This window comes from Acinetobacter sp. FY731, from assembly GCF_059515905.1.
Genome location: NZ_JCAKNB010000006.1, coordinates 19094 through 31913, shown reverse-complemented (window position 1 = coordinate 31913; position 12820 = coordinate 19094). Strand labels below are relative to the sequence as shown.

The 12820-nt window shown below is 34.9% G+C and carries 11 protein-coding genes; 6 read left to right on the top strand and 5 right to left on the bottom strand.

The genetic code is table 11. The features are described 5' to 3' along the window. The 4 genes from AC5YC8_RS09255 to lpxO form a co-directional block, all read right to left on the bottom strand. Positions 1 to 2454: a fimbria/pilus outer membrane usher protein gene (locus AC5YC8_RS09255; RefSeq protein WP_496164313.1), complete on the bottom strand. Its 2454-nt coding sequence runs from the start codon at positions 2452 to 2454 to the stop codon at positions 1 to 3. 55 nt (positions 2455 to 2509) lie between these two features. Further along, on the bottom strand, positions 2510 to 3208 hold the full coding sequence (locus tag AC5YC8_RS09250) for a fimbrial biogenesis chaperone (protein ID WP_496164312.1): 699 nt from the start codon (positions 3206 to 3208) through the stop codon (positions 2510 to 2512). Positions 3209 to 3253: 45 nt separating this feature from the next. Then, positions 3254 to 3802: a fimbrial protein gene (locus tag AC5YC8_RS09245; protein ID WP_496164311.1), complete on the bottom strand. Its 549-nt coding sequence runs from the start codon at positions 3800 to 3802 to the stop codon at positions 3254 to 3256. Between the two features lie 156 nt (positions 3803 to 3958). Further along, entirely contained in the window at positions 3959 to 4873 is a 915-nt protein-coding gene (lpxO, locus tag AC5YC8_RS09240; protein ID WP_496164310.1) for a lipid A hydroxylase LpxO, read from the bottom strand. A 474-nt stretch (positions 4874 to 5347) separates the two neighbouring features. On the opposite strand from lpxO, the gene fadB reads away from it, so the two are divergent. The 3 genes from fadB to AC5YC8_RS09225 all read left to right on the top strand — a co-directional run bounded on the left by fadB (position 5348) and on the right by AC5YC8_RS09225 (position 9556). After that, entirely contained in the window at positions 5348 to 7501 is a 2154-nt protein-coding gene (fadB, locus tag AC5YC8_RS09235; RefSeq protein WP_496164309.1) for a fatty acid oxidation complex subunit alpha FadB, read from the top strand. Between the two features lie 12 nt (positions 7502 to 7513). Beyond that, entirely contained in the window at positions 7514 to 8686 is a 1173-nt protein-coding gene (gene fadA, locus AC5YC8_RS09230; protein ID WP_496120137.1) for an acetyl-CoA C-acyltransferase FadA, read from the top strand. 342 nt (positions 8687 to 9028) lie between these two features. Continuing rightward, on the top strand, positions 9029 to 9556 hold the full coding sequence (locus tag AC5YC8_RS09225) for a hypothetical protein (protein ID WP_496164308.1): 528 nt from the start codon (positions 9029 to 9031) through the stop codon (positions 9554 to 9556). A 58-nt stretch (positions 9557 to 9614) separates the two neighbouring features. On the opposite strand, the gene AC5YC8_RS09220 is transcribed toward AC5YC8_RS09225, so the two are convergent. Next, complete coding sequence (locus AC5YC8_RS09220; RefSeq protein WP_496164306.1) at positions 9615 to 10364, bottom strand: hypothetical protein; 750 nt, start codon at positions 10362 to 10364, stop codon at positions 9615 to 9617. A 246-nt stretch (positions 10365 to 10610) separates the two neighbouring features. Between AC5YC8_RS09220 and AC5YC8_RS09215 the strand changes: the two genes are divergently transcribed. The 3 genes from AC5YC8_RS09215 to AC5YC8_RS09205 all read left to right on the top strand — a co-directional run bounded on the left by AC5YC8_RS09215 (position 10611) and on the right by AC5YC8_RS09205 (position 12807). Next, positions 10611 to 11312 (top strand): DsbA family oxidoreductase, encoded by a 702-nt coding sequence (locus AC5YC8_RS09215; RefSeq protein ID WP_496164305.1) that lies wholly within the window; start codon positions 10611 to 10613, stop codon positions 11310 to 11312. A 171-nt stretch (positions 11313 to 11483) separates the two neighbouring features. Further along, a complete protein-coding gene (locus AC5YC8_RS09210) occupies positions 11484 to 11669 on the top strand; it encodes a hypothetical protein (RefSeq protein WP_496120145.1) in 186 nt (61 codons plus the stop codon). Positions 11670 to 11679: 10 nt separating this feature from the next. After that, a complete protein-coding gene (locus tag AC5YC8_RS09205) occupies positions 11680 to 12807 on the top strand; it encodes a hypothetical protein (protein ID WP_496164304.1) in 1128 nt (375 codons plus the stop codon). Positions 12808 to 12820: the final 13 nt, after the last annotated feature.

Below are 12820 nucleotides of genomic sequence, written 5' to 3'. Positions count from 1 at the left end.
TTATTTGCATGTAACACTTAGATTTAAAAAAGGCAAAGAAGTGGACAATAAATCCTGTTCTTCTATAGAAAAATTACAGTGTTGCTGCTCCCACTGAACCTTATAATTTGTAGCTTGAACATCCTCTAAATATATTTGTTGTCCCTGACCCACTACCCCTACCAAAAGCTCCTTCTCATTGAAAACTTGTGCTCCCAATGGAATACTCACATTTTCATTAACTAAATCAATCAATGCCTTTTGCGATGAATTTGTATTAAATGTAATGAGTGAACTTGTATAATTTTTAGGAAGTACTTGTTTACTTGTCGAATCAATATCAACATTTAGAGGCAATGTTTGTGAGTCAACTTGAATATTATTATATTGATAAGGAATTAAATGAGGAACTATTGCATTTCCCCAGTAATCAACTTTTGAATTTAAACCATTTTTTAAATGTACACCTTCAAGACCTTTAGCTCGAACAATGCCGTATGTATTTCCTATTTCATTGCTGAGTGTTACCCCATATTTATGTGCGACAATCGCTCCTTGAGCTTGAATAGAATATTGTTGGCTATCTTTAAAATTTGATGAATACGTTGTAGATAGTAAAACAGGGCTAGAACGATAATTTAAAGAGGTGCTAATACTTTCTTGATTTGAATTTTGATTAAGATTTATTCCATATCCAATTTGATCATATTCACCTAATGTACTTGCTATACCTAGCTTATGCGTATTGAAATTCTCTGCATGAGGAGCATAAGAACCACTATATGATAATGTTGCTCTTTTCTTAGCAATATCCAGAGGCATATTCAAACTTACAACAACCTGTGTATCCGAATCATTATTTAAGCGATTAACAGATTGTAAATGTTGAACACCAATTGAATAATTTATAAGTCTATTCAGCTGATTTGAATAAGTTAATTGATATGAAATCTGACTCGGTCGAAACCAATACTGGCTTTCCGAATAGTTTGCACTTAATGTGCCAAAGTTACGCCCAAAATAATGAGAAATTGAAGTATAAAAAGATGCTTTTTCTCTTTGATTACTATCGTATAGATTAAATAAACTATCATCTGTATTTAAATAATGAATATTCATGACATCATTAAATGAATAGTATTGATCATCCAGATAGCGTGTATATCCAAAGGCTAAATTTGTTTTCTGATTAAATAATGTATTGTATTTAAAACCAATATAATCACTATCTTGAAACTCATTATTCAAATTTGCATTCATATAATTATAAAACAGTGAAACACCACCTAAATACGTATTAAAGTTCCCACCAACCGTTGTTCCAAGATAATTATCACTCAATAATAATGAAGTATATAAAGTGATTATATTATTTAAGCCATACTCCCCACTTAAGCTTAAAACTTTTTCATTATAAACATCATTATTTTGCCTATACTGTCCCAAAGCCAAATTATAACGATATTGCCCTGGTCTTAAGACCCGAATAAAAGAGTTATAGGGGATACTAAAAGACTTAATCTTCCCATTTGCCTCAATAATTTCAACAAAAATAGGTCCACTTGAAACAGGACTATACATATCACCAATACTAAAACTTCCACTTGGTACAGCTTTTTCAAACAAAATCTGATTATCTTGCTTAACTCGTACAAGTGCATTCGTATTTGCATAACCCGTAATAACAGGTGCAAATGACCTTACAGAAGAAGGTAGCATTTGCTCGTCAGTTGAAAACTGTAATCCTCTTAATGACACTGTAGAATTTACATCACCACCTTGTCCATAAGAATAAAAATCCCCTAGCACTAACTGAGCTGTATACTCAGGAAATGCTTTTATGAGCTTAGTTTCATTTGTGGTGTATTTCTTTTCTTGCGCTAAAAAACTAGTGTTTCCTGAATGACGTAATTGCCATGACCCTAAATTAATGCCCGCATCTAAATTTAAAAAATCATACTTACTCGTTTTTTGATTATTATAACTAAATTCATAAAAATTATAGTTATAGCGAATAAATCCACTCGATATCCCATCTTCCCATAATATAGGATCTATATAATCTCGGGGTCGTTTATTAATGAATGATTGTGGGCTAGAAATATCTAATCGATGACGATCTAAATCCGTTTTCCAATGTATCTGTGTATCAATATAAGAACTCTCTATACAATCTTTAGAAGTATCAATATGTTTAACAACATCTTCTTTAAAATCAATTGCTTTAAATGATGTAAAAGGGATACAAACATTTTGATTTGTCAGAGCTTCATTATTCTTAAATACATAAACTTTAGAACGCGTGATATATCTATTATTTAGATATACCTCTAAGTAATACTCCCCTTCTTGAGTAAATTTCCCACCTAGAACATCATCAAAAGTTATGTTTTGATGGGGAACACCATGCAACAGATTATAATCAAAATTTAATGCATATACTGTTGAATTTAATACAATAAATGAACAACACAAAGATATTTTTTCTTATTAATTTTTGTGAAATTCTCACTATAAATCCCCCCTAAAACTAGAAAGACTTACTAATTTGATATGCTGTTCCAAAATCATTAATTACGTACATTTCTAGTTTATCGAAAACCCCATTATTTATTGGCTTTATTATTTTTGTTTCAAATGGTTCTAAATATCGAACACCCACCAAATCATCAGAGCGTCCATCTTTCAAAAATAATTTCTTCTTACCAAAATTGATATAATAAGGTGTAGGATTTTCAAATATAACGCTTCCATCTTGGGCTTTAACATTGATTTTATTAAAAGTATCTTCTTTTGGTTCTTTTAATGAACTCGGTCTATAAATCAATTTTAATTTGCTTTTTACTGCAAATTGAATATAACTATCTAAATGCTCTGGTTTAGGTGGTATTTCCAACACATTTAACCAAAATAATGTTTCTCTATCTTCTGAAAGCTTTTGTTTCTTATTAAAAATTATTCTTAATGACTGTCCCATTTTAGCATTTAAAGCTTTTAAGGGTGGGCTTACAACAAATGGGGCTTTTGACTGACTCAAATCAGTCACTTCATTTTCTGTATCAACCCATGCTTGTACTAATAATGTTTGACTTCCAGTATTTTCAATATCGACTGAAACAAAGTTTTCCGAACTCGGATAAATGAACCTAGTCCCTGCAATAACTATACCGGCATGTGCAAATTGAACTTGCAACAATATCATAAATATAAGCACTTTATATTTATTCATCCGACATTTACTCCATGCCAGTTATAATTTTTATAATAATTTTATTTAGTCATAAACAATATTATAAGTAACTGATGTCGACACAGGACCTGCTGTCACTGGATGAACTGCAGCATAATATCTCGCCTTTAATGCAAATGTATGAGTATTCGTTGTATCTGATGATGAACTAAATGTTAATGGCGTATTACTTTGATCTGAAAGCGTTGTACCTTTTAAATTAATATATGTAGCCCCATTCACCAATTCAACTTGAGCATTAGAGCCACCATTTCCAGAGAGAATCGTATTACTTAAACGCCCCGTAGTTGTTACATTTGCATTACTTGATTCAAAAAATGTACTAATACTGGCTGGCCATGGGCAATTTGTTAATGCAATTTGAAAATCTTTCTCACCAGCTGTTGTATTAATTGCTGTGAATGCACTTTTAATCACTGTTGGTAATGCAACTGTATAATTACCTGGACTAGTACCACCAATCGTACAAGTATTGTCTAAAACTTTACCAGTAATCGTAATTGTTCCATCTGCTGCATAAGCTAGTGATGGTGCCACAACCATTCCAATTAAAATTAATTTTATGATTTTCATGATTTTTCTCCGATTTTTATTTTTTGTTTAGTATTTGACCAATGATACCGAAAAAATAGCATTTTTCAACAGTTTTATTGACGTATTTAACAAAAAAATGGGATAGTGCTAAGCACCACCCCATTATTTATAAAAATAAATGATTAAAATCAACGATTAAAAAATATACGGTCTAACAAAAATTAAGAAGAAAATTCCTAACATTAAAAACCATTTTAAAAAGTAATAAAGCGCTCTATTTGTTTGCTTCAATGCTTTCGCTTTAATACGAATTTGATAAATATAACCGAATGCCTTATTTAGCCCACCCGTTTTATCATTCGACTCATTTGGAGAACTAGCAGCAGTCATCACATTTTTTCCAAACCAATGATTAAAACGCTCCATAAGTTTTGATTTTAATGGTCGCTCAACATCAGCAAAGAAAATAATGCGGTTTTGATCTGTTGTATTTTCAGCATAGTGGATATAGGTTTCATCAAAAACAACGCTTTCCCCATCACGCCAAGAATAACGCTCACCATCTACATCAATAAAACAACGATCATCATTCGGTGTTATTAAACCTAAGTGATAACGCAATGAACCTGCGTATGGATCACGATGTCTAACCAAACGACTATCGGGTGCAAGTTCAGTAAACATTGCAGCCTTAATCGTTGGTAGTGTTTTTAATAATGCTGTTGTTTTTGGGCATAATTCAGCAGCAGATGGATGTGCAGAGTCATACCATTTTAAGTAAAAACGCTTCCACCCCGTTTTAAAGAAAGAGTTAAAACCTAAATCATCATACTTTTCAGAAGCTTTAATTCCACCTTGCTCGTACAGTGCTTTTGCTTCATCACGAATCATTTCCCAGTTTTCATCTAACACTTTTAAATCTTTAAAATGCTGTGTATCGATATAAGGCTGATTAGGCACTTTCGAGAACTTGTACATGAGAAAATTAATTGGGGCAAGAATCGTTGAATGGTCAAAAAATTGACGATAAAACGTATGGCGAACTTTCCCTCGGCGCTGAATATACAAAGCAGAGGCAACAAAAATCGCCAAAATAATCCACTTAATCATAAAACCACCTAAAAATATTTTTAATTTGTCTTACATCATTAAAGACATTCATAATTGCAGAAATTATAACAAATTTTGCACACAATACCCGCTATTGCCATCTAAATGCTGTTTTCTATTTTTCATAGTAAATGCAGCTACGCTTAATTAATTGACTTTTTTGACAAAAAATATGCTCAAATGAAACTTGAAATTTCATACTAATTTCCAATATAGAATATTACGAAACTATTAAAAAATTGAATTGAAACAATCATTTCATAATATCTATTCATAGTGAGCTAAAGTTGTAAAAAATCTATGTAAGTAAAGGTCGGATATAAATTCATGACCCTTGCGTCACGGCTTGATACAACTTGTTATGTTCTTTTTAGATATAGTTATCGTAAGATTAGTGAAGTATACCTGCGCGGGAAAGCGCATACACTTCAAAACATCAACTTAAGAAGTCCTCCAAAATAAAGGAGATCAGGCATGATCCACGCTGGCAATGCCATTACCGTCCAAATGCTTTCGGACGGAATTGCAGAATTCCGCTTTGACTTACAAGGTGAGTCGGTCAATAAATTTAACCGTGCAACAATTGAAGATTTTAAAGCTGCAATTGAAGCGGTTAAGGCAAATAACGATGTTAAAGGCTTAATTGTAACTTCGGGCAAATCTACGTTCATCGTAGGTGCAGACATTACTGAATTCGGTGATAACTTTGCACAAGGTGAACAATCGATTGTAGATTGGGCATTGCCTGTTCATAACATTTTTAATTCTTTCGAAGATTTAGACATTCCTAAAGTAGCCGCTATTAACGGTATGGCTTTAGGTGGCGGTTTCGAAATGTGTCTTGTTTGTGACTATCGTGTCATGTCTGAACAAGCACAAGTTGGCTTACCTGAAATCAAATTAGGGATTTTCCCTGGCTTTGGTGGTACGGTTCGTTTAAGCCGTGTCATTGGTATCGACAATGCAGTTGAATGGATGGCTATGGCTAATCCTAAAAAACCTGCTGCTGCACTTAAAGATGGTGCTGTTGATGCTGTTGTTGCTGCTGAAAAACTTAACGATGCTGCTATTGACCTTGTTAAACAAGCGATTTCAGGTCGTTTAGACTGGAAAGCAAAACGTCAAGAAAAATTAGATCCTGTTAAATTAAGCCCTATCGAACAAATGATGGCATTTAACTCATCTAAAGGTGCGGTACTTTCTAAAGCAAATCCTGCACAATATCCTGCACCAAAGCTTCTTTTAGATTCTTTGCAAGCAGGTGCAAGCCTTCCACGTGATGAAGCTTTAAAAATTGAAGCACAAGGTTTTGCTAAAGCTGCGGTAACACCTCAAGCTGGCGCGTTGATTGGTTTATTCATCAACGACCAAATTGTGAAAAAAACATCTAAGCGTTATGAAAAAGGCGCTCATCCTGTAAACCAAGCTGCTGTTTTAGGTGCTGGTATTATGGGTGGTGGTATTGCTTATCAAGCGGCAAGCAAAGGTACACCAATTATCATGAAAGATATTGGTAATCCGCAACTTGCTTTAGGTATGAAAGAAGCAAATGGTTTACTAACCAAACAAGTTGAACGTAAGAAAATGACCCCTGCAAAAATGGGTGAAACACTTGCGCGCATTCGTCCATCATTAAGTTATGACGAATTTAAAGACGTTGATATTGTTATTGAAGCTGTAACTGAAAACCCGAAAGTGAAAGGCATTGTATTGTCTGAAACTGAGAAGAAAGTTCGCGAAAATACAATCATTGCATCGAACACATCTACAATTTCAATCACTCGCTTGGCTGAAAATTTAGAGCGTCCTGAAAACTTTGTAGGTATGCATTTCTTCAACCCAGTTCACATGATGCCTTTGGTTGAAGTAATCCGTGGTGAGAAGACTTCTGCAGAAGCAATTGCAACAACTGTTGTACTTGCTCAAAAAATGGGTAAAACACCAATCGTTGTAAATGACTGCCCGGGCTTCTTAGTAAACCGTGTATTGTTCCCTTACTTTGGTGCGTTCGACCTTCTTCTTAAAGATGGTGCAGACTTCCAGCAAATCGATAAAGTAATGGAAAAATTCGGCTGGCCTATGGGTCCTGCTTACTTAATGGACGTTGTAGGTATTGATACTGGCGTTCACGGTGCCGAAGTAATGGCTGAAGGTTTCCCTGACCGTATGAAGCCAGACTTCAAAGGTTCAATCCAAACTATGTACGAAGCAAACCGTTTGGGTCAAAAGAACGATGTTGGTTTCTACAAGTACGAACTTGACCGTAAAGGTAAAAAAGCCAAAGTGGTTGATCCAATTGCATACGAGCTTGTTGCTTCTGTTGCAACTGCAGAAAAACGTGAATTTGATGCTCAAGAAATCATTGATCGTATGATGCTTGCTTTCTGTAATGAAACTGTTCGTTGCTTAGAAGACAATATTGTTGCGACTGCTTCTGAAGCAGATATGGCGATGATTATGGGTGTAGGTTTCCCTCCATTCCGTGGCGGTCCTGCACGTTACATCGACCAAACAGGTGTTGCTGAATACGTTGCGCTTTGCGACAAATATGCTCACTTAGGTAAAGCTTATGAAGCGCCACAAATGTTGCGTGACATGGCTGCTAACAACAAAAAATTCTACGGTTAAGGAGCAACGTGAATGGCTACTTTAAATCCACGTGACGTTGTCATCGTTGATGGTGTACGTTCAGCAATGGGTAAAACCAAAAATGGTATGTTCCGTAATGTTCGTGCTGACAGCTTATCTGCTGAATTAGTACGTGCATTGGTTGCTCGTAACCAGTTTGATACTAACGAAGTTGAAGATGTAATCTGGGGTTGTGTTAACCAAACTCTAGAACAAGGCATGAACATTGGTCGTAACATTGCGTTATTGGCTGATCTTCCAAAAACTGTTGCAGGTCAAACTGTTAACCGTCTTTGTGGTTCTTCTATGCAAGCAATTCACACGGCGGCAGGTCAAATTGCGACGAACCAAGGTGATATCTTCATTATTGGTGGTGTAGAGCATATGGGTCACGTAGGGATGATGCACGGCATTGACCTTAACCCTGAAGCATCTAAACATTATGCGAAAGCGTCTAACATGATGGGCTTAACAGCTGAAATGTTAGGCCGTATGAATGGTATTTCTCGTGAAGAGCAAGATCGTTTTGGTGTGGAATCACATGTACGTGCTTGGACTGCAACACAAGAAGGTCGTTTCAAAAACGAGATTGTAGGCATTGAAGGTCACGATGCGAATGGCTTTAAACAGCTTTGCGATATCGATGAAGTTATTCGTCCTGATGCAAATCTTGAAGCATTTGCTGCGTTACGTCCTGTCTTTGACCCGAAAGGTGGTTCTGTAACTGCGGCAACATCATCAGCTTTGTCTGATGGTGCTTCTGCGATGTTATTGATGTCTGCTGAACGTGCTCAAGCTTTAGGTTTAAAACCTCGTGCTGTAATTCGCTCTATGGCGGTTGCAGGTTGTGATGCTGCAATTATGGGTTATGGCCCTGTTCCTGCAACTCAAAAAGCGCTTAAACGTGCTGGTTTAAGCATGGCAGATATTCAAACGATTGAGTTGAATGAAGCGTTTGCTGCTCAAGGTTTATCTGTTCTTAAAGGTTTAGGTCTTTATGAGAAGCAAGATATGGTGAACTTGAATGGTGGTGCTATTGCGCTTGGTCATCCATTGGGTTGTTCTGGTGCTCGTATTACCACTACGCTTCTAAACGTAATGGAACAACAAGATACGCAAATTGGTCTTGCGACTATGTGTATTGGTCTTGGTCAAGGTATTGCGACCATTATTGAACGTGTTTAATTTTTAAATACTAAGATAAAAAGAAACCCCGCTTATTGCGGGGTTTCTTTTAGATATAGAAAAAAGATTGTGGTGGCAGTTTTTTATTACAAAAATCTTCAATACTTACAAAGAATACACCTGCATCCTTTTTAAAATTTCCAACCCTACCAACTCACTTCTACCTCTTTTTAAATTTTTACTAAAAACTCTTTTTAGAACAACACTATGAATATTTATAACATTGTTATCACTTTGTAACTTTAGTTCACTAAACACCCAATAAAATCATATACATCAAAATCTTATAACTTAAGTGAGTATTATCAATCTCTCTATTTAAATTTTCCTTTGGGGTTCCGCATGAACATGCTTAAAACTATCCTTACAACTGCAATTATTGCATCTTCAGCAACTGCTATGGCAGCTGAAACAACAGCACCAACAATTACTCCAGTAGTAGATGCAAAAAAAGCAATTAAAGATGTAAAAAAAGAAGCATCTGCTGAAAAGAAAGAACTTCGTGCTGAAAAATATGAAGCGCTAAAATCAATCGATCAACAAAAGAAAGAAAGCAAAACTGCTGTAAAAGAATTAAGCAAAAATATTAATCAAGCTGTAAATGCAGATAGCAAAGCAATTAAAGATGTAAACAAAGCAGTAACAGCTGACCTTACAAACTCAATCGATGCTCAAGCAAAAGAAAATAAAGCAGCTGTAAAAGCAGAAGCTAAAGAAATCAAACAAATGATTGATCAAAAAGCTGAAGCTAAACAAGATAAAATGAAAAAAGACTGCTCTAAAAAAGCAGAATGTGATCAGAAAAAAGCGAAAGCTGCTGAAACAACAGAGAAAAAAGGCATTTTCTCTTGGTTCAAAAAATCTGCTTAATTTATAATTCGTAGATTAAAAAAGGATGCAAATGCATCCTTTTTTTACATCTTAAACCCTACAAACTTGCTTCTATCGCTTTCTGATTTTTCTGACTTACCTTCTTCATTTGCTTATCTAGCTCAAGCATTTCCTTATAAATTTTATTAAACTGTTTCACGTGATCATCCCCCTGAAACAGAAACATATTATTCTTCGCTTGCCACTTACTCTCTTTTAAAATGGCAAATAAAGCCTGCGCCTTTGCAAAACTTTGCTGTTCAAGTTCAAATAACTCTTGCCCGTTATTTTGTTTCACTACTTCTTTCATCGACTCTGTTAAATAACGACGAAAACGCGGATTTACTTTTAAATGTTTCGCCTCGTTTAATGCCAATTCATCACGTCGTTCCATACTTTCTTGATAACGAGTCATGACCTCTTTTACAGCAATAAACATAATTTCCGTTTCTTCATATTTATTTTTTTTATCTTTTTCTAAACGATTTACATCTAAAAACTTATCCCACTTTAACGCTTTTAATTCACGTAAATACGTATTTCGAGCTTCCGCGCTTTGCACCATAAAATTCAGCACAAAGTCCGCCATAATTTTATAATCGCCTTCTAAATCTGTTGTGTTTAAATCTACTGAAATTGGTTTTTGCCACTTTTGCGCTGACTCAAAAATCAATTCACCTTTATCTTGTATAACCGATTGATAAATTTTTAATTGTGCCAATTCATTTTGTTGTACTTTGTATTGATAAATTAAATATCCAAAAATACTCAATGTTGTAGCAGCAATGACTAAAACCACGCGTTTCATTGTTTTCTCCTATACAAAAGTATAGTCAATTTGAACATTATAATTGCATGTTTTTTATACAAAATGCAATCTCCAACCGTAACAACACTTTATTTTTAAAGGTTTTATAAAATTAGAAAAAACGGTATAAACAGGTTAATTTCTTATGACATTTTGTACGTTTAACACCAAATTATGAATTTCATGCTTTAATTTATTCAAACTATCCCCACTTTAAAAACAAGTAATGAAAAAAAGAGAATTCTCATGCGTGTAGATATTTGGTCAGATGTAGTTTGCCCATTTTGTTATATTGGTAAAAAAAGATTAGAAAAAGCGGCAACTGAAGCAGGTGTAGAACTAGAAGTTCATTGGCACAGCTATCAATTAGATTCAGATGCACCTGTACGCCAAGAAATTTCAAACTCTGAGCGTTTGGCACAAAAGTATGGTCGTACGCTCGAAGAAGTTGAAGAAATGCAGCGCAATATTGCGGCTATGGCAAAAGAAGAAGGAATTGAATTTAACTGGGAAGGTGCAAACTCAGGCAATACATTCAATGCGCATCGCTTAATTCACCTTGCTCAAAGTAAAGGTTTAGGTTCAGAAGCCAAAGAAGCATTATTTTTTAGTTATATGACACAAGGCTTACCAATTGGTGAGCGCGAAACGCTTGAAGATGTTGCATCTCGTATTGGTTTAAACCCTGTCGAAGTTGATGATTTACTCGATTCTGAAGAATATGCAGATTTCGTTAAATTTGATGAAGATGTGGCACGTGATCAGTTACAAGTAACAGGTGTTCCATTCTTTGTATTTGACCAGCGTGTTGCTTTAGCGGGTGCCCAACCAACTGAAGTATTTAAACAAGTTATGGAAAAAGCGCTTGAAACTCCTGCTGCAGCTGAAACAAATGCAGAAAATGCACCTACATGTGCAGATGATCAATGTGAAGTTCCGCACAAATAAAATCGTTTATTTGTTGAAAAAGCCATCTAAATAGATGGCTTTTTTCTTTGCATTTTCAATTCGATTGATTATTATTCAAAGAAGTAACGAAGTTGTTGATTCAATATATTGTTTATGTTGCTCAATTCACTGCACATAAACCACAATCACACCTAAATCTTCGAGTTCATTATGCATTTACCTCTCTTGCAAGCACTCATACGAAATGAAGTCTCTCCTCAAGCAATCAATGTTCAACATTTAATTGAAATGGCAGAGAAATATCAAAATCCGCATTCTTCAGAATATAAACTCGTTGAATTAGCACTAAATATTGTTTTAGGTAGCTACTTAAAAAAGGTGAACAAGCTCATTTGAGCCACTAAAAATGAACAATATTGAAAAAGTTAAATACATTGTAGAACTTAAAGCACTAACAGCAAGCTTAGAGCATGGTTCTCTTTCACTTTTCGAAACGGCTCAAACAAAAAAGCGCCTTCAGGATATTTGTGCTTTATTTGATGAACCTATTTTTCAACAATATCTTCCAAAAGGTTTTGTTAAAAACGAGGTCAAAATCGTTGCATCTCATTTGGCTCAACTGGGTGTTATAAACCCTAAAATATCGACACAAAAAGCAGATCCACTTCCACAAACAACGCAAAAGAATACACAAAATGTGATTGTGGAAGAGTCTCAAACTAAACATAACCCCACATTAAAAAATGATTTAGCAGAAAATAAAGTCAATCATTCGGTCAATTTAAACGTAGAAGAACCCGTTTTATTGGAAGCCCCAATACAACAAACCACTCCAAAACTCCAACATGTTCGCCTAAATGACATAGACTTTCCTGTAACACCTATTCGCATTAATGATGCTGAATCTTCGCTATATTGTCTGCCTACTCAAGAAAATTCACGCAGTATTATTCTTATTAATGCATTAAATATTGGAAATTTGATTGATCGTCCAATTTTCATGGCAGAAGAAACAACATCTATCGGGAACTTCACCCAATATATTATATATATGGGAGCTGAAGATGAGATAGAAGCGATACATTCGCTGAAATTATACAGCCAAAATTTATCTCGTGAATTTTCAGCAATTCGGCAACTTAAATGGCAAGACTTAAAAGACGCATTGAATAGTGATGAATCACTTTTTAAAACCTATACTTCTTCCAACATCATTGTGTGGCAAAAAGACTCATACTTTCCCTTTATTCCACAAAGTTTAGTGTCAAACCGAAAATTTATTCTCTTTGAAGAAGATGAAGCACATACTGAAACCCCGTTATTATTTTTAGAAGAACGTGGGAAAATTCGTTTAATTTGTGGCAAAAATCGTTTAATACTTAATAAACAGGAACTTGCTTATCCTTACGTTACATTTACCCGCCAACAAGGCTTAAATTGGCAAAAAATCCAAGAAATCATCGCATCGTTAACACAGCCTATAGCCACGCTAGATTTACTGAATGCCTTAAACTCTCATATTAAAAATGCATAAATTTAAGCCCATC